The organism is Leifsonia poae (assembly GCF_050632195.1).
Taxonomy (GTDB): Bacteria; Actinomycetota; Actinomycetes; order Actinomycetales; family Microbacteriaceae; genus Leifsonia; species Leifsonia poae_C.
Genome location: NZ_CP192580.1, coordinates 3,622,063 through 3,643,176, shown reverse-complemented (window position 1 = coordinate 3,643,176; position 21,114 = coordinate 3,622,063). Strand labels below are relative to the sequence as shown.

General features: G+C 64.9%; 25 protein-coding genes. 11 read left to right on the top strand and 14 right to left on the bottom strand.

The features are described 5' to 3' along the window. Nucleotides 1–51: 51 nt before the first annotated feature. Nucleotides 52–1,593, bottom strand: a complete 1,542-nt coding sequence (locus tag ACQ86A_RS18385; protein ID WP_431278360.1) for a sugar transferase — start codon at nt 1,591–1,593, stop codon at nt 52–54. A gap of 468 nt (nt 1,594–2,061) precedes the next feature. Beyond that, a complete protein-coding gene (locus ACQ86A_RS18380; protein WP_431278359.1) occupies nt 2,062–2,991 on the bottom strand; it encodes an NAD-dependent epimerase/dehydratase family protein in 930 nt (309 codons plus the stop codon). 130 nt (nt 2,992–3,121) lie between these two features. On the opposite strand from ACQ86A_RS18380, the gene ACQ86A_RS18375 reads away from it, so the two are divergent. Then, the gene (locus ACQ86A_RS18375; protein ID WP_431278358.1) at nt 3,122–3,811 is read left to right on the top strand and encodes an SOS response-associated peptidase; all 690 of its coding nucleotides are present in this window, start codon (nt 3,122–3,124) and stop codon (nt 3,809–3,811) included. A gap of 222 nt (nt 3,812–4,033) precedes the next feature. Here ACQ86A_RS18375 and mgrA read toward each other — a convergent pair whose 3' ends face one another. Next, entirely contained in the window at nt 4,034–5,074 is a 1,041-nt protein-coding gene (mgrA, locus tag ACQ86A_RS18370) for an L-glyceraldehyde 3-phosphate reductase (protein ID WP_431278357.1), read from the bottom strand. Between the two features lie 133 nt (nt 5,075–5,207). Between mgrA and ACQ86A_RS18365 the strand changes: the two genes are divergently transcribed. Then, nucleotides 5,208–5,366, top strand: coding sequence for a hypothetical protein (locus tag ACQ86A_RS18365; protein WP_431278356.1), 159 nt, complete (start codon nt 5,208–5,210; stop codon nt 5,364–5,366). A 30-nt stretch (nt 5,367–5,396) separates the two neighbouring features. On the opposite strand, the gene ACQ86A_RS18360 is transcribed toward ACQ86A_RS18365, so the two are convergent. The 4 genes from ACQ86A_RS18360 to ACQ86A_RS18345 all read right to left on the bottom strand — a co-directional run bounded on the left by ACQ86A_RS18360 (nt 5,397) and on the right by ACQ86A_RS18345 (nt 7,409). Then, nucleotides 5,397–5,861, bottom strand: a complete 465-nt coding sequence (locus ACQ86A_RS18360) for a YybH family protein (protein WP_431278355.1) — start codon at nt 5,859–5,861, stop codon at nt 5,397–5,399. A gap of 114 nt (nt 5,862–5,975) precedes the next feature. After that, nucleotides 5,976–6,182 (bottom strand): hypothetical protein, encoded by a 207-nt coding sequence (locus ACQ86A_RS18355; protein WP_431278354.1) that lies wholly within the window; start codon nt 6,180–6,182, stop codon nt 5,976–5,978. Nucleotides 6,183–6,317: 135 nt separating this feature from the next. Continuing rightward, entirely contained in the window at nt 6,318–7,157 is an 840-nt protein-coding gene (locus ACQ86A_RS18350; protein ID WP_431278353.1) for a LysM peptidoglycan-binding domain-containing protein, read from the bottom strand. 21 nt (nt 7,158–7,178) lie between these two features. Then, a complete protein-coding gene (locus ACQ86A_RS18345) occupies nt 7,179–7,409 on the bottom strand; it encodes a hypothetical protein (RefSeq protein WP_431278352.1) in 231 nt (76 codons plus the stop codon). Nucleotides 7,410–7,525: 116 nt separating this feature from the next. Between ACQ86A_RS18345 and ACQ86A_RS18340 the strand changes: the two genes are divergently transcribed. Further along, nucleotides 7,526–7,753, top strand: coding sequence for an RNA-binding S4 domain-containing protein (locus tag ACQ86A_RS18340; RefSeq protein WP_431278351.1), 228 nt, complete (start codon nt 7,526–7,528; stop codon nt 7,751–7,753). A gap of 3 nt (nt 7,754–7,756) precedes the next feature. Here the strand turns inward: ACQ86A_RS18340 and ACQ86A_RS18335 are convergent, their stop codons facing one another. Then, a complete protein-coding gene (locus ACQ86A_RS18335) occupies nt 7,757–8,236 on the bottom strand; it encodes a winged helix-turn-helix transcriptional regulator (RefSeq protein ID WP_431278350.1) in 480 nt (159 codons plus the stop codon). Beyond that, nucleotides 8,236–9,474 carry an MFS transporter gene (locus ACQ86A_RS18330; RefSeq protein WP_431278349.1) on the bottom strand — a complete coding sequence of 413 codons (1,239 nt, stop codon included), beginning with the start codon at nt 9,472–9,474 and terminating at the stop codon, nt 8,236–8,238. Before ACQ86A_RS18330 ends, ACQ86A_RS18335 begins: the two co-directional genes overlap by 1 nt. A gap of 296 nt (nt 9,475–9,770) precedes the next feature. Here ACQ86A_RS18330 and ACQ86A_RS18325 point away from each other — a divergent pair, with 296 nt between their 5' ends. Then, nucleotides 9,771–10,970 (top strand): epoxide hydrolase family protein, encoded by a 1,200-nt coding sequence (locus ACQ86A_RS18325; RefSeq protein WP_431278348.1) that lies wholly within the window; start codon nt 9,771–9,773, stop codon nt 10,968–10,970. Nucleotides 10,971–11,010: 40 nt separating this feature from the next. On the opposite strand, the gene ACQ86A_RS18320 is transcribed toward ACQ86A_RS18325, so the two are convergent. Then, entirely contained in the window at nt 11,011–11,508 is a 498-nt protein-coding gene (locus ACQ86A_RS18320; protein ID WP_431278347.1) for a hypothetical protein, read from the bottom strand. A gap of 260 nt (nt 11,509–11,768) precedes the next feature. On the opposite strand from ACQ86A_RS18320, the gene ACQ86A_RS18315 reads away from it, so the two are divergent. After that, nucleotides 11,769–12,191 carry a hypothetical protein gene (locus ACQ86A_RS18315; protein ID WP_431278346.1) on the top strand — a complete coding sequence of 141 codons (423 nt, stop codon included), beginning with the start codon at nt 11,769–11,771 and terminating at the stop codon, nt 12,189–12,191. Between the two features lie 53 nt (nt 12,192–12,244). Here ACQ86A_RS18315 and ACQ86A_RS18310 read toward each other — a convergent pair whose 3' ends face one another. After that, on the bottom strand, nt 12,245–13,186 hold the full coding sequence (locus ACQ86A_RS18310) for an alcohol dehydrogenase catalytic domain-containing protein (protein ID WP_431278345.1): 942 nt from the start codon (nt 13,184–13,186) through the stop codon (nt 12,245–12,247). A gap of 74 nt (nt 13,187–13,260) precedes the next feature. Between ACQ86A_RS18310 and ACQ86A_RS18305 the strand changes: the two genes are divergently transcribed. Then, nucleotides 13,261–13,863, top strand: coding sequence for a hypothetical protein (locus ACQ86A_RS18305; protein WP_431278344.1), 603 nt, complete (start codon nt 13,261–13,263; stop codon nt 13,861–13,863). 213 nt (nt 13,864–14,076) lie between these two features. On the opposite strand, the gene ACQ86A_RS18300 is transcribed toward ACQ86A_RS18305, so the two are convergent. Beyond that, the gene (locus tag ACQ86A_RS18300) at nt 14,077–15,402 is read right to left on the bottom strand and encodes a diguanylate cyclase (protein WP_431278343.1); all 1,326 of its coding nucleotides are present in this window, start codon (nt 15,400–15,402) and stop codon (nt 14,077–14,079) included. A gap of 186 nt (nt 15,403–15,588) precedes the next feature. Here ACQ86A_RS18300 and ACQ86A_RS18295 point away from each other — a divergent pair, with 186 nt between their 5' ends. The 5 genes from ACQ86A_RS18295 to ACQ86A_RS18275 all read left to right on the top strand — a co-directional run bounded on the left by ACQ86A_RS18295 (nt 15,589) and on the right by ACQ86A_RS18275 (nt 19,554). Further along, nucleotides 15,589–16,419, top strand: a complete 831-nt coding sequence (locus ACQ86A_RS18295) for an EAL domain-containing protein (RefSeq protein WP_431278342.1) — start codon at nt 15,589–15,591, stop codon at nt 16,417–16,419. After that, on the top strand, nt 16,401–16,790 hold the full coding sequence (locus tag ACQ86A_RS18290; protein WP_431278341.1) for a VOC family protein: 390 nt from the start codon (nt 16,401–16,403) through the stop codon (nt 16,788–16,790). Before ACQ86A_RS18295 ends, ACQ86A_RS18290 begins: the two co-directional genes overlap by 19 nt. 714 nt (nt 16,791–17,504) lie before the next feature. Continuing rightward, entirely contained in the window at nt 17,505–17,810 is a 306-nt protein-coding gene (locus tag ACQ86A_RS18285) for a hypothetical protein (RefSeq protein WP_431278340.1), read from the top strand. Between the two features lie 711 nt (nt 17,811–18,521). Further along, the gene (locus ACQ86A_RS18280) at nt 18,522–18,854 is read left to right on the top strand and encodes a hypothetical protein (protein ID WP_431278339.1); all 333 of its coding nucleotides are present in this window, start codon (nt 18,522–18,524) and stop codon (nt 18,852–18,854) included. 145 nt (nt 18,855–18,999) lie between these two features. Next, on the top strand, nt 19,000–19,554 hold the full coding sequence (locus ACQ86A_RS18275) for a hypothetical protein (RefSeq protein WP_431278338.1): 555 nt from the start codon (nt 19,000–19,002) through the stop codon (nt 19,552–19,554). Between the two features lie 403 nt (nt 19,555–19,957). On the opposite strand, the gene ACQ86A_RS18270 is transcribed toward ACQ86A_RS18275, so the two are convergent. Next, on the bottom strand, nt 19,958–20,263 hold the full coding sequence (locus tag ACQ86A_RS18270) for a hypothetical protein (RefSeq protein WP_431278337.1): 306 nt from the start codon (nt 20,261–20,263) through the stop codon (nt 19,958–19,960). An 86-nt stretch (nt 20,264–20,349) separates the two neighbouring features. Beyond that, entirely contained in the window at nt 20,350–20,823 is a 474-nt protein-coding gene (locus ACQ86A_RS18265; protein ID WP_431278336.1) for a hypothetical protein, read from the bottom strand. Nucleotides 20,824–21,114 lie beyond the last annotated feature (291 nt).

Below are 21,114 nucleotides of genomic sequence, written 5' to 3'. Positions count from 1 at the left end.
TACTCGGACTGCTAATCAGGCGTTGTCGTCGGAGGGCGGGGCGGGGGCGCATCAGTACGCCCCCACGGGATGTGTCAGCACCTTGACGGTGCGCCACATGATCACGAGGTCGCCGGTGAGCGACCAGTTCTCCACGTAGTAGAGATCAAGGCGGACACTCTCCTCCCACGAGAGGTCCGAGCGGCCGTTCACCTGCCACATGCCGGTGAGCCCCGGCTTGATGTACAGGCGACGGTGGACGTGGTTCTCATATCCCTCGACTTCGGCGGGCAGCGGAGGCCGCGGCCCGACGAGGCTCATATCGCCGAGGAAGACATTGAAGAGCTGTGGCAGCTCGTCGAGTGAGTACTTGCGCAGAAAGTGTCCGATGCGGGTCACGCGCGGGTCGTTCTTCATCTTGAAGAGCAGGCCGTTTCCCTCGTTCTGGGCCTGGAGCTTGGCCAGCCGCGCTTCGGCGTCGACCACCATGGAACGGAACTTGAACATCCGGAACGTCTCGCCGTTGCGGCCGACGCGCTCCTGGCTGAACAGGGCGGGCCCGTGGTCGTCGAGCTTGATGAACAGAGCGAGCAGAAGCAGGAGCGGTGAGAGCGCCAGCAACGCGAATCCTGAGACGAAGAAGTCGAACGCTCGCTTGAGCACGTGCTTGCCACCCTCGAACTGCGGAATCTCCACGTGGATGAGCGGGAGGCCTTCGACAGGACGGAAATGGATGCGCGGCCCGGCCACATCCGTCAGCCGCGAGGCCAGGACGAGCTCGGTGGCCGTCCCCTCGAGCTGCCAGGCGAGCGTACGCACGAAATCGCCGCCGGTCAGCGCCTGACCTGCGACGATCACGGTGTCGGCGCCGAGGCGCTTCGCCGCTTCGGCGACGCCCTCGAGGTCGGAAACGACCGGCACTTCCCGTTCGGGGGCTGCGATGGTGTGCGAGTTGCCGCCTGAGGCCGGGATCGGAACGCCTCTCCGCACGTGCGCGCCATGAGGAGCCGCGTCGAGAGATGCGCCCACCACGTTGTACGCGGCGCCCGACTTCTGGTGGATCTGCCGTACGACGTAGTCCACGTCGTCGAAGCCGCCGACGACCAGCGCACGCGAGAGGTAGTGGTCGAACATCCGCTGACGGATGAGCCACTGCCGCCACAGCCAGCGCGAGAAGAGCACGCCCAGCACGCCGACCGGCAGGGCCAGTACGAAGTAGCCGCGGGCGATGTCGACCTTGGCGACGAGGAACACGATGGCGAGCAGCCCAAAGGTCAGGGTGCTCGCGTTGACGACTCGCTTGTACTCGGCGACGCCGACGCCGACGACGCGGGGGTCACGCGTGTGGTAGACGCCGAGGGCGAACATCCACGTCGAGGCGATGAGGAGCGAGAGAGTGAAGTAGTCGGTGCGGAAGCCGGCGATCTGCGCGCCCGCCTCGTCGAAGCCGAAGCGCAGGAACATTGCCCCGATCGTCGAGGCCAGGATGATCGCGGTGTCCGTGACGAAGAGACGCGTGCGGTACTGCCGTGCCCAGGTTCGCTCCGAAGAGACGGGACGCGATACCGCGTCCCGTTGCCCGAGTACGGAAAGTCTTGGTTTGAGTACGGTCATCGGAGCGCCCTCCCCGCGCTGTCGACACTGCTCGGTACCGAAGAGTCGACGACGGCTGGGGAAAGCCGTGGTCTCGAACGGCTTCGCCGCCGCCGACTCCGTTCGGAAGGGATGCCGCGGCTCTCTGCGCGCGCCGGTACGTCCTCGGGTCATCGAGGTGGTGGAGCGACAGAATCGCTCGACGCGGCGGATGCGGGTTCACGGGTCGTTCCCTGCGTGTCGGGTTGTCGTGCATTTCGGGTGCGTGAACCGACGGGAAATCATCCGCGAGACCAAACGAAACGTTCGGAGAACAGAAAGTGACTGTTTCTCACCAATTCACAAAAGTGAGATTACATCGTTTTAACAGGTTGGCGTGAGCCCTGTTGGGGGGTGATTATTCCTCAACTTCTGCGGAGCGCCCGGAAAGTCGCGCCCGAACCCGCGTCCTGACGCCTCGGAAAGCGCTCTGAACGCCTTCTGTAACCGTCATAGAACTCCGGCGAGACCCTCTCGGAAACCTTGACGCCACGACGGATAGCGCAGCTCCCACCCCAGCTCGCGCTTCGCCTTCGCGTTGGAGAAGCCCCGCGCCTCGGTCATCATCGTCACGGCAACGCCGCCAGCCAGCATCCGGGCAAGCCATTGCGGAACACGCAGCGGCGGCTTCGCGCCCGCGCTCGCCGCGAGGTAGGGCAGCCACTCGCTCGCCGGGGCGGGTTCGTCGTCGACGATGTTGTACACGCCGCTTGCCCGCCGCTCCACCGCGAGCACTGTCGCGCTCGCCGCGTCGTCGACGTGCACCCATGAGCTGTACCCGGTGCCCGGCATCACCAGCGGGTACTGTCGCTTGCGCACGAGTTCGACCTGATCCTCGGTCGCGCCCGGCCCGTAGAGCGCGCCATAGCGCAGGGCCGCACCGCCGGCCCCGGTGACTGCGTCTTCGAGGTGGCGAATCGCCTGCATCACCGGATACGCGGCCGATCCCGTCTGCGGATCGAGCGGATCCTCCTCGGTCTTCACCCAACCGCCCTCGCGGATGCCGTTCCAGCTGCCGTAGCTCTGCGCGACGATATGCGAGACGCCGTTCGCCTCCGCCGCGGCCAGCAGGTGATCAGTGCCCTCGATACGCAGCCGGCTGGTGACCGCGAACCAGCGGTCGATGTGCTTCAGATCGGGTTTGCCGGAGATGGCGGTCATCTCGTGGACGATCACGCCCGGCCGGGCCGCGGCTACCGCCGAGTCGACCGAGGCAGCGTCCAGCCCGTCCATCACGACCGCCTCGGCGCCCAGGCTGCGCAGCAGGTCCAGCTTTCCTGCACTCGTGGTCGTGGCCGTCACTTGATGCCCCCGCGCGACGAGCTGCGACACCAACCGCCGTCCGACCGCGCCGGTCCCGCCTGCCACGAAAACTCGCATGACCATCACCCTCCGATTCGCCTGACGGCTCTCTCTCAGTACGACGAAAGAGCTGTGCGGAGTGTGATGTGGTCACCAGGCGAGCGTCGGTGGCCGGTCGTAGGCTGGCCGTATGTGCGGGCGTTTCGCGATGGATAAAGAGACCGACGACATGATCCAGGAGTTCGTGGCCGAGGGCGGCGACTTCCGCGACTGGCGGCCGAGCTGGAACATCGCGCCCACCGACCCCATCCCGATCTTCCTCGAGAGCAAGAAGAGGGATGAGCCATCCGTGCGCCGGCTCGAGCTCGCTCGCTGGTCGCTCGTGCCGTCCTGGTCCAAGGAACTGAAGACCAAGGTGCCGACCTTCAACGCGCGGGCCGAGACCGCCGCCGAGAAGCCGATGTTCAAAGCATCCGTCGCGTCACGTCGTGCGATCGTTCCGGCGCTCGGGTACTACGAGTGGCAGACCGACCCGGTCACCAAGAAGAAGACGCCGTATTTCATCCACGCCGCCGACGGCGAACTCCTCGGTTTCGCGGGCCTCTACGCGTGGTGGGCCGACCCCGCCCTCTCTCGCGACGACCCCGAGCGCTGGCACCTTACCGCCACCATCCTGACCTCGGATGCGGTGCAGACACTCGAAGACATCCACGACCGCAATCCCGTGCCGCTACCCCGGGAGCTCTGGGACCACTGGGTCGACCCCACGGTCGTCGGCGACCAGGCGCTCGTCGACGAGGCGGTGCGCGCTGCGCTGCCGGTGGCGGAGGGACTCGTGTTCGACCGCGTCGGCCCGGTGACGGGCGACGGGCCCGAACTCATCCAGCCGCTGAGCTGAGTTCGGGACCGGGCTGGGCGGCCCCAGCTGAGAGCAGGGACCTGACCGGCGACGCTTGCCACCGGCCGGTCAGATCCCGCCCCACACGTACCGGGAAAATGCCCGCCGCCCGTGATCCGCGGCTCAGTGGGCACCACATCCAGTGCGCTGACCCGCAATGTACGAGCCGTCGCAGCACCGCATAAGGGGGCTGACACCGCTCCGGCCGGGTGGTACCCGACCTCAGCCGAGCGTGCCTCTGCGGGCCTCCGCCCAGAGATCGACCCCCACATCAACAGCGTGCTCGTCGATCGCGGCCAGTTCGTCGGCCGTGAAGCCCAGATTGTCGAGCGCTCCGACGTTCTGCTCCAGCTGCCCGACGCTGCTCGCACCGATCACGAGCGACGTGACCCGCTCATCCCGAAGCGCCCACGCCAGGGCGAGCTGAGCAAGAGTCTGGCCGCGGCTCGAGGCGATGGCGTCGAGCGCCCGGATGTGCGCCAGCACCTCATCGGTGAGCCAGCCCTGTTCGAGTGACCCGCCCTGAGCGGCCCGCGACCCCTCCGGAACTCCGTCGAGGTACTTGTTCGTGAGCATCCCCTGGGCCAAGGCGGTGAAGCCGATGATCCCGAAGCCGAGGTCTTCCGCCGTGTCGAGCAGCCCCTCGTTCTCGATCCAGCGGTTGAACATCGAGTACGACGGCTGGTGGATGAGCAGGGGAGTGCCGAGCCCGTCCAGGATCTCGACGGCGCGTGCCGCGTCCTCAGCACTGTATGACGAGATGCCGACGTAGAGCGCCTTGCCCGAGCGCACGGCCGTGTCGAGGGCCTGCATCGTCTCCTCCAGCGGCGTCGACGGGTCGGGCCGGTGCGAGTAGAAGATGTCGACGTAGTCGAGCCCGAGGCGTTGCAGCGACTGGTCGAGGCTCGCGAGCACGTACTTGCGGCTACCGCCGCCCTGCCCGTACGGACCGGGCCACATGTCCCAGCCCGCCTTGGTCGACACGACCAGTTCATCCCGGTATGGCTTCAGGTCGGTGTTCAGGATGCGGCCGACGTTGGTCTCCGCCGCACCGTACGGTGGCCCGTAGTTGTTTGCGAGATCGAAGTGGGTGATCCCCAGATCGAATGCGCGCAGCACGATCTCCCGCTGGGTCTCGAACGGGCGGTCGTCGCCGAAGTTCTGCCAGAGTCCCAGGGAGAGCGCGGGAAGGTCGAGCCCGCTCCGCCCGGTGCGGCGGTAGGGCATCCGGTCATAACGTTCAGGATTCGGTACGTATGGCATGAACCCACTGTCGTGCCCCGGGTCGCGCCTGTCCAATAGTGGGGTGCGATCGATTCAGGGCTGCAGGTCATGAATAGGGTGTCGTGACCGCACGCGACTTGACCGCGCGTGCCTTCAGGAGTTGTCTCGAAGGATGGTCGTACTCGTCGTCATCCTGCTCGTGATCTGGGCGGTCTTCGCCCTCGTCGGCTTCTTGATCAAAGGCCTCCTCTGGCTGGCCATCCTCGGCCTGATCTTCTTCGTCATCACCGCGATCGTCGCCGGGATCCGAAGCCGCCGCGCGCGAACGTAACCGCAGGGTTCTCCTACGCCGCTGCGCTCCTCACGGTTCGAGGTCGGTCAGTCCTCTTCCGCTGCGGATGTCGAACGGCACCGAGACGTGGTCGTGGGCGATCAGCCAGACGTCGTCGACCTTGCGGAAGCAGAAGGTGGCGCGCACCCACATCCCGCTCGTCACCAACCCGGTAGCGAGCGTCCCACTGAGCCGGCCGAACCCGTGCCCGAATGCGACGACGTCGCCGACCTCGAGAGCGAGGTCTCTGAGTTCGTAGTCCAGCTCACGGAAGGCCGCGAACGCGTTCGACCAGTTCTGAAGCTTCGCGGGCAGCCCGACGTGCTGCAGGGGCGGCTCGACGTCGAACGAGACGACGTCGGGTGCGTAGAGCGCCGCGAGTCGGTCGAGGTCTTTGGCTCGGAGCTCTCGGATCAGCGTCTCGATCCGCTGACGGATGGCCGCCTGGTCAGCTCGGCGCGGTGCGGCGGTCTCGGTCTCGGGTTCTGTGCTCATCAGATCGGTCCTCTCGTGGGACCGTGATCGCGAACATCGCACCGGCGTGGTAGGCGGTTCCTGCTCGGGACGCGAGCCCCCTCTTCCATACCGACGGAACGGGCGCGCCGAACGTCAGGAAGTTCCGCGACGGCGACGGCGCGCGATCGCGATGACGATCAGCACCACCCCGATGATCAGCACGATCGGGCCGATGATCGCCCACATGGAGGAGCCGCTCATCGCCGACCCCTGCATCACGTTGAACCCCTGCAGGGTCCACACCAAACCGACGGCCGCCAGGATCACTCCCAGGATGAGAAACAGCCACATGCTCTTCATGTGCTCAGCGTACGTCCGCTCGTGCGCCGCGGCGCCGACGCTCTCGTCGAGAGTGGAGTTATTACCGTTTTCGGCCCCCGAAAACGGTAATAACTCCACACTCGAGCCAGCGCTCGGCGACCGGTGGAAGGAGGGTCAGCGGCGGGCCGGGTCGAGGTTGACGCCGACCCCGCTTCTCAGCTGCGGTGCGGACGTGTTGGCGAGTTCAGGATTCAGCCAGACCAGCTGGGTCTCGGTGAGCCCGAAGCGTCGAGCCACGGCGTAGATCGTGTCATCGGGCTTCGGGACGTAGTAAGCGAGGGTGCCGTTGTCGGTGATCACGCGACCGCCAGCGTTCTTCACGCTGCCGCGGTCCACGGCCTTCAGCTCGGGGAATGCTGGGGTAATCGTCCAAGTGATCACTGCCGCTGCCATCACTCGCGCGTCACCGGATGGCGACTCCTCGATCGAGTGCAGGAACGTCGGGTCACCGAGGGACGCGGCGTCGGTTTCCAGCGGCAGAACGAGTTCGCCATCCGACTCGGCGCTGTTCGCCCCCGAGTTCAGGGGGAAGATGCGCTGGTCTTGGATTTGGATGTTCTCCGGGCCGCCATCGTGCCGTTTGCCGGTCAGCACCAAGTCGATCCCGGCCAGGCTGGGGTCGGCGGGCTGGTCGGGGCGGATCCGCACTTCGATGCCCCGGTCCGGCCTGACAACGATGCGCACTGTCCCTGTCAGTGGATGCTCGGCGACGGGTTTGGAGATCGGCTCATGGTCGACGACACGGAGCGTCCCGGTACCGATCGTCTGGCCGGCGACCAGCAGGTTCGGGAGCTGCTGCGCGATCGGATCGGCATCCGGAGCAATCGCCGCCGGAGTCGTGGTCGATGGAGTCGGGGGAGCGAGCAGCGTGCATCCCGATACCAGTCCAACAACGCATACTGCTACGACGGTCGCGGCAACGCGACCAACCCCCAGCGAATCATGGCTCGACACTACCGGATGCGGTCGTTCTTCCTACTCCGTACCTTCGTTCGGGTCTGAGCGGGTGAGAAGAGCTTGTTGCGCGCAGCGCAGGTCAGGGTGGGTTCCACAGGGCCGACCGGTGCCGTCGAAGGCGTCGAAATGCTCGGAATTGAGTTCGACCATTCCCGCATAGTCCCCGTTGCGAGTGCAGATCCAGAGGTCGCGCTTCGGGTGCGACCACACCGCTGCGATCGTCAGCTTTCTTGGTTCGATGTCGGTCATCCTTCCGCCTTCCGCGATGAATCTGACACCAAACGTGACCCGCGCCGACCGGACCGTCAATCCCCTTCCCATTCCGATGCTTTAAGGGGCGGGATCTGGTCGGCTACGCTTCGAGGATGACCAAACCAGCTCCGATCGACGATGTCCCGATCGGCGGCGAGGGCATCCGTCTCGGACAGTTCTTGAAGTTCGCCGGGCTCCTCGACTCCGGTGGGGACGTGAAAGAGGCCATCATCGACGGCTTCGTGACCGTGAACGGCGAGGTCGATCGGCGACGCGGCCGGCAGCTGCAGGTCGGCGACATCGTGGGCTTCGAGGGGCGCAGGGTCCGCGTCAGCGCGTGAGAGCTACCGCCACGCGGCATAGCGGTCGGCCGGTCCGCCGACGACGGGCTCGAAGTTCACGTTGTCCGAGTCGACCGCCTGCCCATGCGGGTCGACGAATGCCACGCCGATTTCCTCGCCTGTCGCGACGTCCCGCCGAATCACAGTGGGGCCTTCGCTTCGTGGGGCATGGACGTCCCCCCACTGCTGAAGTGCGCCAAGCACGAGCTTGAGATCCTCCCCGCTGGGCGTCAGGTGGTAATCGATTCGTCCGCGCGCGCCGTCCTCCCGGTACTCGCGCCTTTCGAGTATCCCCGCCTCCACGAGTGCATTGAGACGGGCGGTCAGGATGTTCGGGGCGATGGCGAGCAGGTCGCGGAAGTCTGCGAAGCGAGTGATTCCGTTGTGCGCCTCGCGCAGGATCAGAAGCGACCAGCGGTCACCGACGATCTCGAGAGTGCGGGCGATCGAGCAGTTGGGTCGTGTGCGGTTCTTGGCTGTCATCACTTCTCCTCGAGGGTCGCGCGCTTGACGATACTCGCCAGCACGAGCGCGGCCACTGCCAGCACTCCGATGGCGACTGCGCCAATGAGCAGTGCGGTGCCCAACCCAGCGGCAGTGGCGATCGCGCCGAGACTGAAAGCGATCGCGCCCTGGAAGACGTAGGCGACGAGGTACACGGCGGAGATCGTCCCGCCGCGATGACGGGCCGGCGCGTGCGTCGCGATGAGGCCGAGGCCTCCTGAGAACAGCAGTCCGTAGCCTGCGCCACTGAACACGGCGGTGATCATGAAGAGGGGCAGCGAGTGCGTCTGTGCCGAGAGCACGAGCAAGACCAGATCGACCAAGGTGACCGCCGCCCCGGCGATGACCAGGCGGCCGGGCGCGAAGCGTCGTCCCAGCACGGCGGTGACACCGATCATCACGGACATGATTGCGAGCACCAGACCCGTGATGAGGACGTTGTTCGAGCCGATCAGGTCCTTCGCGACGTCAGCGCCGAGTGCGAGGAAAACCGACCCGAAAGCGTAAGCGGCAGTGACGGCGGCGGCAGCAGCCGCGTAGAGCAGACGGATGCCCGCGGGGATTCTGATGGGGCGTGGACGCCACTTGCCTTCAGAAGCGCTGGCAGTGTTCCTCGGGAGGAAGTACACCAGACCGAGCACAACCGCGACAACGACGAGCAGTACCCAGAAGTCGAGGTGGAGCGGCAGGGGAGCGTATTGAATGAGGCCACCACCGACGATCGTGGCGAGCGAAAGCCCAGCGGCCGTCGCAGCCGTCACGGTTGAGGATGCGCGGCTTTCCTGGCCTTTGCGGCTGAACTCGACGGCGGCCGCAGTGGCAGGGGCCAATGCGAAACCAACGCCTGCCCCCATGAGTGCGCGACCGGCGAACACCCAGCCGACCGACGGCGCTATTGCGAACAGCAGAACGCCGGCGAAGAGAGCTCCGACGCCAATCAGCATCGCGTTCCTTCGACCGATGAAGTCTGAAACCTGCCCGAAGATCAGCAGGAATACGACGAGCACGATGGGATAAACCGCGAAGATGGCCGTGGTAACGGCGGCGGTGAGGTGCCAAGTGCTCGCATAAAGCGGATACGCAGTGGTGGGCGCCGCGCTCGTCCAAAGCGCGACACCCGCGACGGCGGCCGCCGTCCAGAACCGCGCCCGCGGGGGCAACGTGAGCACTCTCGCTTTCGTCGCAGGGACGGAAAGGGGGCTTGTCTCGAGTGTCATGACTTCTTCTTTCCGGAATGGGAGATCGCGTGTCGATGGCAGCCGGCAGAGCTGCGCTGACACATCCTGATTCGAGCTGACTATTGATTTGAAACTCAGAGGGATGCGCGAATATTCCTCGTGCACGAGAGCACCTTGCCGCGGAAGAAAAAGTGGGTCCATACTGATGCCGAACGCGACGAATCCGCTGCCGACGACATTCCCGATAGTCCGGCGTTTCCGCTACCTGGAGATGCACCCTCGCGCCTCGCGCGCACATCACCCACTACGCAAGACCTTCATGAGAGAGCGTCATCATGACTGTTACCGAACCGAGCACTGATACGACCATCCGGCCCTTCACCGTCGAGATCCCACAAGAAGACATTGATGACCTGAAGCGGCGCATCCAGAACACCCGTTTCCCCGAGAAGGAGACCGTCGACGATGCCTCGCAAGGCGTGCGGCTGGAGGTGATGCAAGCTCTTGCGAAGTACTGGCTGGAGCAGCACGACTGGAGGAACGTCGAGGCGCGCCTCAACGCCCTGCCCCAGTTCCTCACCGAGATCGACGGGGTCGACATCCACTTCATCCACGTGAAGTCCAAGCACGAGGGCGCTCTGCCGATGATCGTCACTCACGGCTGGCCGGGCTCAGTCATCGAACAGCTCAAGATCGTCGGCCCGCTCACCGACCCGACCGCTTACGGAGCGGACGCCTCGGATGCGTTCGACCTGGTCATTCCCTCTCTTCCCGGACACGGTTTCTCCGGAAAGCCCGATAAGCCCGGGTGGGACCCGATCAGGATCGCGAAGGCCTGGGCCGAGCTCATGCCCCGTCTCGGCTACGACCGCTATGTCGCGCAAGGCGGCGACTGGGGCAACGCTGTGACCGAACAGCTGGCGCTGCTCAAGCCTCCCGGGCTTGTCGGCATCCACACCAACATGCCTGCGACGGTCCCCGACAGCATCCAAGCCGCACTGGATGCGCACCAAGACCCTCCCGCCGATCTGAGCGCCGAAGAACGGGGCGCGTGGGACCAGCTCGCCTTTTTCTACGCTCACGGTCTCGGCTACGCCCAGGAGATGGCCGGTCGCCCCCAGACCCTCTACGCCCTCGTGGACTCGCCGGTCGGACTGGCTGCGTGGATGCTCGACCACGATGCCGCCAGCTACGACCTCATCGCGCGCGTCTTCCTGGGGGCGTCGGAGGGACTCAGCCGGGACGACATCCTGGACAACGTCGACCTGTACTGGTTCACCAAAACCGCGGTCTCCTCCGCCCGGCTGTACTGGGAGAGCGAGCTCGGATTCTTCCAACCCAAGGGCGTTCAACTCCCGACCGGTGTCAGCGTGTTTCCCGACGAGATCTACGCCGCACCTCGGAGCTGGGCGGTTCAGGCCTACCCGAACCTCGTCCACTTCAATCGACTGGACCGGGGAACCCACTTCGCCGCCTGGGAGCAGCCCGAGCTGTTCTCGCAGGAAGTCCGTGCGACGTTCCGCTCACTGCGGTGACGCCGGGGACGTGTTGCCGGCGGTGTGGTGCTCGCCCCGGTCACGCAATCGACCGAAGCCGCCTGCGCTCGACTACTCGTCCCGCGATCACGGCGGCAAGGAAGGCGACGGGCGGAATTAGCGCGAACGGCAGCAATAGAGCCTCGATCGTCCGCGTAGCCGCCTGGTTCGGGATGTAGGCGACGCAGTCGTTTGCGCAGTCCGAGTGAGCGAAGGAGAGCGAGATGACGGTCAGTATCCACGAGAGCCATCCGATGACCACCGCAGCGGTGGCGAACACGATCGACATGCGTCCGGTTCGTTTCCGCGACAAGAGGAAGACCAGCGTGACGCACCCGTAGAGGGCGGCCACCAGCAGCGAGCCCAGAAAGATCTGCACGTATTCGGACCGGTGCAGAGGGACGCTGTCGTATTCACGGTCCGACAGTTCGGTGCGATGCCAGAACGGACCGAAGGTGATGAGCAGCCAGGTGACCAGCACACCCGCTGACCAGCAGAAGTAGATCCACCCCGCCGATCGTTCGATCCTTACCCCCATGATTCGAAGGCTACCGGGCCGGCGGAATCGTGCCTCGCCCCAGTCCGGGTGGCCACTGGCAACCTCGACGCAGCGGGTTCCTCTCTGCACGGCGCTGTAAGGCAGCGTCCATGCCAGGATGGAGCACCGAGTTGATGGGGGCACCAATGGGGATGGATCCGCACGCAGTGCAGGGCGATGAGGCGGCTACGCAAGGCGCCGGAACGCCAGATCGTTCCGGATTCACGTCAGGTCCGGTTCTGCGGCGGGCGCGCACCCTCGTGCTGTGGGCGCTGGGGGCGGCGGCCGTGTACTCGTCGTTGGTCGCCTCCAAAGGGAGCTGCCCGGGCGGGTTCACGTCGGACGGCGGCTATCTCGATGGCAACGGTGACCCGACGACCGTGCAGCCGCAGTGCGTGCAGCTGGCACTGCATCCCAGCCCCTTGATCTATCTCGCCATCGCCCTGACCGTCGTCATCGCGCTGACCCGCGCGGCGCGGGCCGTCAATATCGAGATGGCCCTTCGCGCGATGAACCGCGGGACCATTGTCGCCGTCGGGATCGTCGTGGTGTCGATGCTCATCGCGATCGTATGGTTTCAAACCTCGCCAATGCCGACGGTAGGAGGAACCGTGCTGTTCCCTTTCCCGTTCGGTAGCGGATCAATGACTGTGACACCGATGGAACCCGGATCACCGGGCTGAATCCCCCTTGTTGCCAGGCTGATAGTGACCGCGCCAGACAAGCCTGTGGATGGTCAGGATATCGACGCCACCAGTCGTCCGTTCACTTCGCCGCGCTGCAGCCGCGCGAGGCCGTCGGGGATCGCGTCGAAGTCGATGACCTCGGCTTTCACGGCGAGATCTCCCGCGGCGACCATGTCGCTAACAGCCTGCAAGTGCGCGGGGTCTCCCACGGGTGTGCCGCCCTGGAGGTCGATCGCGCGACCGACGAGGTCGATGGAGTTGAAGGTAACCTCGGCCTTTCCGAGGCCGATGAGGACGACGCGGCCGCCGAATTTGACGGCCCGGATCGCGCCGGCGGTCGTCGTGCCGAATCCGGCGAAGTCGACGATGACGTCGAGGTCGCGCCCCTCCAGTTCGGAGACGTCTGCGACCACCTCGGTGACGCCGATCTCATTCGCGCGCTCCCAGAGCGCCTCGCGTGGTTCGACGCCGTAGACGGTAGCGCCGGCGACGACGGCGATCCGCGCGCCCGTCATGCCCAGACCGCCGAGGCCAACGATGCCGACCCGGTCGCCGGCCTTGATCTGGCCGAACACGATGACGCCCGTGTACGAGGTGACGCCGGCGTCGGTCGCGGCCGCGGCCTGTGCCCAGTCCATGCCGTCGGGGAGGCGCACGAGCTTGCTCGCGTTCACGATGATGTACTCCGCGTAGGCGCCGTCGCGCGTGACCCCGGGGGAGTCGTCGCCGGAGATCGCGCTGGCCACGGCGTCGCCGACGTTCCAGCCTTCCACGCCTTCGCCGACTACCTCGATGATTCCGGACGCCTCGTGGCCCAGGATCACCGGAAGGGGAATGGCGAGCGGGATGACACCCTCCATGTATCCCACGTCACTGTGGCATAGCCCGGACGCCTTGACCTTGACCAGCACCTGGCCAGCGCCCGGAGTTGGTTTCGCGACATCGGCCTTTCGCAACGAACCGTGGACCTCGTCTAGAACCCATGCCTTCATGTTCCTGCCTTTCGCTCGATTTACGGGCTACACTACCCACAAATAGACACTGTCTATCGATTCAGGAGGGTTTCGTGAGCAATCCCCAAACTCTGCGTCGAGCCGACCGGGAAGCGACCGACCACGTCAAAGCGGTGCAGACCAGGCGGAGCCTCGTCGAGGCCTTGCGCGCCGCCGCCGACTTGGACCTGGAGTCACCCAGTGTGACCTGGATCTGTCGGCAGGCCGGAGTGGGACGAAGTACCTTCTACACGCATTTCGCGACGATCGAGGATCTCGCGCTCTTCACGATCACCGAGGCGTTCGCAGCTACCGCCGAACTCGACCTCAGCCGAAGGTCGGCACATGAAGCGGACAGGCGAACGATCGCGCGCGCCGGGCTCGCCCGCCTGGCGGAGGCGTTCGATTCCGGCCGCGACGTTATCCGCTATGCGATCCGGATCGGGTCACGCGGGGCTGTCATCGAGCGCCTCGTGGCGGAATTCATGCGGCTCACCGGCAGGACCGTCGCACTCGAATACCGAGACCTCCCGGCGAGCAAGATCGACGTGCTGACCGCCTACGTCAGCGCAGGAACGGTGCGGGCGTTCATGCTGTGGCTGGAAGAAGACGCACCCGACCGCGACGAACTCATCGATCAGCTACTCGAGCTCCTGCCGCCCGGACTCGCCCGCTAGGCAACGCTTGTGCGCGGGTCGGGCGCGGGAGCCTGCGCCGCATCGACGCGACTCTACGGTTTCGGCAGCATATTTATTTGGGGCGAGGCTTGATGTTCCGTGTGACATTGAATTGGTTATCTCAGCCGTTGTCGTCAAATTGTTGTCAAACAATGGCGGGGTGGATGGGCCCGGACAGGTCCTCGAGGGCGGCCGCCAGAATCGCTGGACGCATCACGCCGACGGTGCGAGGTCGATGCGGTTACCGCCGGAGTTCTTAGCCCGGTACATCGCATGATCGGCAAGGCGGATCAGTTCGTCAGGGTCCCAGTCGCGAGAGCGGTTTTCCGCGAGCGCAATGCCGATGCTGGCGTGGATGGGCAGCGACGCCGGCAGTCCTGAGTATGGTCTTGCGATGGCGTTCCTGATCCGTTCGGCGATGTCGTGCGCCAATCCGATGTCGGGGACTTCGCAGACGATGACGAACTCGTCGCCGCCGTATCTGCTGACGAAGTCGTGTTGGCGCACCGCCTGACGGAGGCGCGTTCCGACCTCGTTGAGGAGCCGGTCCCCGGCGTGATGGCCGTAGTCGTCGTTGACGGTTTTGAAGCCGTCCAGATCGACGAAGAGCGCGGCCACGACCGAGTCACCCCGGGCAAGCTCGGACTCGGCCTGGTACTCCGTCAGGTGCGCTTCCAGCCGGCGGCGGTTGGGCAGTCCGGTCACCTCGTCGTGCGTGGCGGCGTGCTCGAGTTGATGCTGCAGTCGGAGGGAGGTCGCGATCTGTGCCGCTTGTCCCGCGAGCGCGTCGGCGAGCGGCGCCGCTTCGCTGTCGAATATGCGCGGGTGCAGGAAGTAGCACGCGAAGACTCCGAATCGGATGCCGTCGCGACGGATGGGCGAGACGAGGATCGAGTGCACGCCGGACGATCTGAACGCGTCCGCGAGAGCTGGTGAGAACGCGTGCGCGCCCTCGATTCCGCTGATGGTCTGGACGTGCCCGCTGTCGACGAGCTGCGAAAGGACGGTGCTCGTGTCGATCGCGCCTTCAAGCGCGTCGGTTCCGGCTACCAGGTGGAGGGCGTCCTGTTCGTCGCGGAGGAAGACGGCCGACTTCTCGGCCCGGTAGGCGCGAGCGGCCGTGCCGGCGAGGATCCGGGAGAGATCGGTCTCATTGCTTGCGGCTGAAAACGCTATCGAGGCTTCGATGATGAGCTCCAGGCGGGCTCTCGTGCGTTCCTGTAGAGCCCAGGTCTGAGTGAGCTCGCCTTCGTATGCGGCCCGGGCGGTGGCATCCATCACCGCTAGCAGTTCACCGTCCCCAGAGCGTGTACGACTGATCAGCACATGACGGCGTGACCCGTCGACGTGTCGGATGAGGCCCAGGTCCGAGCCGTCGGATGGAGACTCGTCGACGAACGCAGAGGCAGGCTGGCCCGGGATGCTCTCTCGGCTGAGACCGCTCCACGTCAGGAAGAGCTCGTTCGCCTCGACAAGGTCCCCGTTGGCATCCAGCCGTGCCAGGGCGCATGGGAATTCGTCTGCTGAGACAGCTCGCACGGCGCACTCCTTCGCATACTGAGGTCGCGCCATGACGCGCGTGCAAAAAACTTACTTCATTCTTGTCTTACTTGGCTAAGACGTCGCCGACCAGAAGCTATCTCGGGCTGGGAGATCGAAGACCGGTTGACACGGCCCGGCAGCACGGGCGATCATCGCGAGGATGACTGTTCACGGAGATGGACGATGACGACGCGTGATGTCGTCGCTCGAGACCTGCCGTACGCGATCGCCGGAGATCGCCTCCGGATCGTCTTCCAGCCTCAGATCGATTTGCGTACCGATCGCATCGTAGCCCTTGAGGGACTCAGTCGCTGGACACACGAGACGCTCGGCCCGATCCCGCCATCGGAGTTCGTCGCGGTCGCCGAGTCGATCGGTGCGATCCACGATCTGGGCCGGTTCTCGCTCGCGGAGTGCTGTCGGTACGGACGAACGTGGCACGACCGAGGTGAGGACCTCGCAATCGCCGTGAATGTGTCTCCACTTCAGCTGGCGACCGACGCCTTCTTCGACGACCTCGAACGCCAGATCGCGGTCACCGGGATGCCGGCGCGGAACCTGATCCTGGAAGTCACCGAGGCGCAGAAGCTGATCGATCCGGATGCGCTTGCCACGCGGCTCGATATCGTCCGCGAGTGGGGAATCACCGTTTCCATCGACGATTTCGGCACAGGGCACTCCACTTTGGAACGGGCTGCGACGCTGCACGCGGGCGAGCTGAAGCTCGACCGCAGCATGGTGGCCCGCGAGGACCGCCGGGCCATCGAAGCGGCGGTGAACGCCGCCCGGCTCTCCGGAATGAGAGTCGTCGCGGAGGGCGTCGAGACGGCGGGTCAACTCGACCTCGTTCGCGAGGCGGGCTGCGATCGGGCGCAGGGATACTTCATCGCGAGACCGGCTCCGCCTCGCGTGCTGGAGGAGTGGATGGCCGACCGGCAGCGCTCGTCGCGGTCGTCGACCGAATGCTTGGATCTGTACGACGAGAGAGGCGCGAGATGGCCTTCAGCGAAGTGATCCCGTATTTGTACTACGAAGACGCCGACGCCGCGCTCGACTGGCTCGAGCGCGTGCTCGAGTTCGGGCCAACGACCCGCTGGCGGCTGGGTGGACCCTCGACCAAAGAGGCCGACATCCTTATCGGGACAAGTCGCGTATCGGTCTCGGGACGGCCGCCGCGTATCGGCGAAGGCGCCGGCGCCCTTCTCATCGTCCATGTCGACGACATCGTCGCCTACCGCGCGCGAGTCGCCGAAGCCGACAGCAATGCTCCAATCAGCGCAGTCCAGAAACAACCGTATGGGCCGCTGACCTTCACCGTCATCGACCCGTGGGGCTACAAGTGGAACTTCTGGCAGGGCGAGTCCGACCCGCCCGCCGATTCGTGATCGACGAGAAGCAGTACTGGCTCCAACGGCGGAGTACAGAGCGCACCAAAAAGCCCCGCTCCCAGTAGAAGCCTGGAAACGGGGCAGTGGCTCCGACCGGCATCGATCCGGTGACCTTCCGGACTCTCTTGCGGATGGGCGTGAGACGCGAAATCCCAGAACTCGTCGTCAAGAACCCGGCGCCAGATGTGCATTACCGCATTCGGGCGTACCTGGACCGTTCCGCAGAGTCTGACTACCAGCCCGTCTAGCGCCCCAGGTTCGGACTGCCCGGTAGAGGGTCCTCGACTGCAACAACTCGCACGAATCAATCTGGTCGCACGTGCGTAAGCAGTTCGTTTCGTAAGCGGATCGGCTCACGGGCACGCTGCTGACCGGGGTTCGGTGCACCGACTCGTACGCGGTATAGGCTCCGGGCGTGTTGATCTGGATCAATGGTGCATTCGGTGCGGGGAAGACGCAGACCGCCTTCGAGCTGCAGCGTCGGCTTGTGAATGCGCATGTGGCGGATCCCGAGTTGCTTGGGTTCGCGCTTCAGCGCACTCTTCCAGCGACAGCCCGCACAGACTTCCAGGACCTCGCTCAGTGGCGCAGTGCCCTAGTCGAGATCTTGCAGCAGGCTGAGACAGCACACGCTGGTCCCGTACTGGTACCCATGACGATCGTGCGAGACGACTACTTTGATGAGATCGTCGGGGGCTTCGTTCCCGTGGTGTGGACGTGCGGCACTATGCGCTCATCGCCAGCCCCGAGACGCTGTTGAAGCGACTGAGTACGCGCATCGCGTTCATCCGGTCGGGCCGGCGTCGCGAGACCTGGGCAATGCAACAGATCCCGCGTTGCGTCGCCGCTCTTGCCCAGAGCCGCTATGCCACTCATGTGCACACCGACGACCGCACGACGGACGAGGTTGTCGAGTGGATCGCAGATAACGCCGGGGTGAAGCTCGCCATGCCGCGGCTGCATCCCGCGAAGTATCAACTGCGCCGCCTCCGTATCGGACTGCAACACATCCGGTGACCGCCCGGCCCTCGCCCGTTGAAGGATCCGCTTACGAAACGAACTGTTTGAGCACGTGCGACCACATTGATTCGGGCGAGTTGTCGCAGTCGAGGACCGGCTAACGGGCGGCCATGCGGCCGCGGTGTGGCTGCAATGCTGCGGGGATGCAGATTGAAGAGTTGCAGCACGAGGTCGAGTCCGTGTCGGTCTACTACGCCGAGCGGCACAGCATCGATCGGACCGACGATTGGTTTGTGCTGAAGCTCAATGAGGAAGTCGGTGAGCTGACGCAGGCGTATCTCGCGCGGGCGGGCCGACACGAGATAAAGGGCGCACGTCTGTTGAGCTCGACGACGATTTTCGCGCCGAAGTCGCAGATGTGCTTGCGCAGGTGCTCCTCATCGCCGAGCGCTTCAAGGTCGACGTTGCCGACGAGGTCAAACGCAAATGGCTCATGTGGAAACCAGCCCACTGAGGGATCCACTTACGGGACGGCCGGTGCTCCGATCGCATGCCACGGGCAATCGTCGCCCCCGAGTGGCGCACGGTCGAAAACCTTTGGGTCCGCGGAAGCGTCCCCCGCTGGTGTCGAGGTGAGCGGTCGATCTGCGCGCCGAGCTGGATGAGCGCCAGACGCGTGTGACGGGCGGACCCGCGACCCGCCGCTAGGCTGTGGCTCGCACTACTTCGATCAGGGGGAATCGGATGACGACGCACACTCGACTTTGGATGGTGATCGGGGCGTTCGCCGCGGCGCTCTGCCTGGGGCTGGGCGCCACGGTGGTGGTGATGTTCTTCAGTGCCCGCGAAGCCTCTCAGCCGTCGGCGATCGTCTCGGCGTACCTGTCGCACGTGGAGCGCGGTGACATCTCAACCGCGCTGCGAATGGAAGGGCGCGCCCCAAAACCGGCGGAGGTTCTGCTCACCGATAAGGCCTACAGCCATGCGACGGATCGGATGACCGGTTTCCGCATCCTCAAAACGCGCACGGTCGGAGACGGCTCGACGGTCGAAGCGCGCATCCAGCAAAAAGCGGCTCGACGACAGCGAAGTTCGAACTGAGCAAGAAGAGCAATCCCGTCAGCCTTCTGAGTCTGGACACGTGGAAGCTTCGTCCGGTGGCCCTTACAACCGTAGAGATCACTCTCGGTGCGCCCGGCCGCATCGATGCGACCCTTTCCGGAGTTCCCTCGGGTGGAAGGGTGCGGTGCAGCGGATCCACGCATTCCCGGGAAAGTATCCGCTCGCCATCATGTCGCAGTCGCCGTGGTTCACCTTGCCGAGTGCTGCGGTTTCCGTCGGCGGTTTCGACCACTCCGATCGGTTCCAGGTTCCAGCGACGCTGACCGCGAAGGGTAAGGACGCTGCAACGGCCGCCGCCAACGGCTGGTTCGACACGTGCGTGGCCGATCCGGCATTCCACCCGACGCGATGCTCCTTCTGGCTGACCTCCGGTGCCGAACCGGGCGAAGTGTGGGCGAACCAGTCCTGGCAGGTGCAATCTCGGCCGACGATCGCAATCGGAGGCTGGGATTTCGGATGCCGCACACCCACCACGGCGGACGTGAGCGCCGGCGGGTGCTGGCCGGTGACGACGCCGACGCCCGGAGATGTCACGTTCCACGCCGACTACTCGATTCCGGCAACCGGCGAGACAGGTGAGATCACCTCCACGGGGGCGATCGAAGCGAAGGTCGAAGGGTCGATCACCTCGTTCACCGCCTCGGGCGCGATGTTCACCTCCGTCAACTGGACCGACTAGAGCAATCGATGGGACTCGATGGCACCTCGGGGAGCGACTGCGCGAGTATTTTGGTCCCGCAACGCCCAACTTTCAGCGCCGGCATTGCGCAAAATCGCTGCAACCAGGTGGGCGGGGGAACCGTTCGAAAGCGGGCTAACGCGGGCCGTGCCACTTAAGTGCCTGCGTGCATTCGCTGTTTCTCTTGTTTCTTCTTCTCCTTTGTCTCTTCATTCCTTGTCCCGTCTCTTTATCTCCGTCGATTCCGTCCCTCCGACTTCCCCTCCTTCTTTCCCGTCTCCCCTTCCCGCATTCTTCTCCCGCGCATCATCTCGTCGCCGAGGGCGCCGGGTTATCGACGAAATGATCTCCGCACTCGAAAACGCCCCAGCCCGGGGGTCGGGGCGTTTTCGAGTGCGGAGAACTATTCGTGGTGTTCAAGAATCTCCGAGATGGTGTGTGCCGTCTTCAAGACGCGAGCTGCCGTGTCTCGGATGACCGTGACATCTTCGTCTGCCCACCCAGTGATGTAGCCGATGCTGTACGCGCTGGTGTCAAATCTAGACAGACCGGCGACGATGTAGGCGACGGATTCGGCTTCTACTTCCATCCGACCCCGGTGTGCGTGGTACTGGTCGACGTCGTCGATGTGGTGGAGTTCGATGTGCGCGGTTTCGTGGATGAGCGTCTTCGCGGCCTGCTCGACCGTGAGGTTCTCTGCCAGGGTCACCCTGTGCGATTCGGGGGCGGTATATCCACTTGCGCTGGCGAGCGCAGCTCTGTGGATGCTCCATCCATTCGACTCGAGGTGAGTTGTTAGGGGAGTGATGACACCGTGGTCGTCGCTACCTTGAAGGCGTCGGGTGGGATCCTCGGGCAGCACCTCGGCCCCTTCGATCTGGTCGGTCTGGGCGATGTCGAAAACGGAGAGGGTGGGAAAGTACCGCACCAGTCGCGCCTCGCTCTTGGTTGCATCGCTTGTTTCGTCGTCTCGGATCCGCGTCTTCTCCCGGTACCCGAAGATCTTGATGGAATTCTCTCCCCGGCGAACGTGTCTACCTTGGCCTGCCACTGCCGGAACCCGGCGACCATCGTCGCGGTTGAGTCCTGGGCCAGGATCAGCAGGAGGTTGTTCAGGCTGTAGTTGTGGAAGGAACGAGCGAACTCCAGGAACGCCCGCCACTGGCCGCTGTCCGCGCGCTGCTCGACCTGCTCCACGATCGACGCATGCAGTGCCTCCGCCTCTGCCTGTCGTTCCTCCGCGCTCCGGGTGATGACCTTGCCGTCCATGATCCCTACCTCTCTCATCGTTCTTTCGCCGATTTCGGCGCACTTGCGCCGTCGTGCGGCCGACCCGGAGGGCGGGGGTTCCGACAACCACGACCTACAAGAGCCGGGAATCGCAGGTGCGGAGCACCTTCCATGGCCACCTGCAGACACCAGGGTGCCGGGTTCATCGGGCGGAGGGTCGGACGTACGTATGCTCCTGGAGCGAAATCGACAAATTGCCCAAAGCGCCCGTTTTGACGACTAAACGAAAGGTGCCCCAACGCAATCGCGCTGGGGCACCTCCATTTCGCC

Coding starts and splice junctions, on each gene's coding strand:
- ACQ86A_RS18380 (WP_431278359.1), bottom strand. CDS start 2,991: ATGCGAGTTTTCGTGGCAGGCGGGACCGGCGCGGTCGGACGGCGGTTG.
- ACQ86A_RS18265 (WP_431278336.1), bottom strand. CDS start 20,823: ATGGACGGCAAGGTCATCACCCGGAGCGCGGAGGAACGACAGGCAGAG.
- ACQ86A_RS18320 (WP_431278347.1), bottom strand. CDS start 11,508: ATGGGGGTAAGGATCGAACGATCGGCGGGGTGGATCTACTTCTGCTGG.
- ACQ86A_RS18345 (WP_431278352.1), bottom strand. CDS start 7,409: ATGACCGACATCGAACCAAGAAAGCTGACGATCGCAGCGGTGTGGTCG.
- ACQ86A_RS18290 (WP_431278341.1), top strand. CDS start 16,401: ATGGCCTTCAGCGAAGTGATCCCGTATTTGTACTACGAAGACGCCGAC.
- ACQ86A_RS18355 (WP_431278354.1), bottom strand. CDS start 6,182: ATGAAGAGCATGTGGCTGTTTCTCATCCTGGGAGTGATCCTGGCGGCC.
- ACQ86A_RS18330 (WP_431278349.1), bottom strand. CDS start 9,474: ATGACACTCGAGACAAGCCCCCTTTCCGTCCCTGCGACGAAAGCGAGA.
- ACQ86A_RS18280 (WP_431278339.1), top strand. CDS start 18,522: ATGGTGATCGGGGCGTTCGCCGCGGCGCTCTGCCTGGGGCTGGGCGCC.
- ACQ86A_RS18340 (WP_431278351.1), top strand. CDS start 7,526: ATGACCAAACCAGCTCCGATCGACGATGTCCCGATCGGCGGCGAGGGC.
- ACQ86A_RS18295 (WP_431278342.1), top strand. CDS start 15,589: ATGACGACGCGTGATGTCGTCGCTCGAGACCTGCCGTACGCGATCGCC.
- ACQ86A_RS18325 (WP_431278348.1), top strand. CDS start 9,771: ATGACTGTTACCGAACCGAGCACTGATACGACCATCCGGCCCTTCACC.
- ACQ86A_RS18335 (WP_431278350.1), bottom strand. CDS start 8,236: ATGACAGCCAAGAACCGCACACGACCCAACTGCTCGATCGCCCGCACT.
- ACQ86A_RS18375 (WP_431278358.1), top strand. CDS start 3,122: ATGGATAAAGAGACCGACGACATGATCCAGGAGTTCGTGGCCGAGGGC.
- ACQ86A_RS18385 (WP_431278360.1), bottom strand. CDS start 1,593: ATGACCGTACTCAAACCAAGACTTTCCGTACTCGGGCAACGGGACGCG.
- ACQ86A_RS18365 (WP_431278356.1), top strand. CDS start 5,208: ATGGTCGTACTCGTCGTCATCCTGCTCGTGATCTGGGCGGTCTTCGCC.
- ACQ86A_RS18310 (WP_431278345.1), bottom strand. CDS start 13,186: ATGAAGGCATGGGTTCTAGACGAGGTCCACGGTTCGTTGCGAAAGGCC.
- mgrA (WP_431278357.1), bottom strand. CDS start 5,074: ATGCCATACGTACCGAATCCTGAACGTTATGACCGGATGCCCTACCGC.
- ACQ86A_RS18360 (WP_431278355.1), bottom strand. CDS start 5,861: ATGAGCACAGAACCCGAGACCGAGACCGCCGCACCGCGCCGAGCTGAC.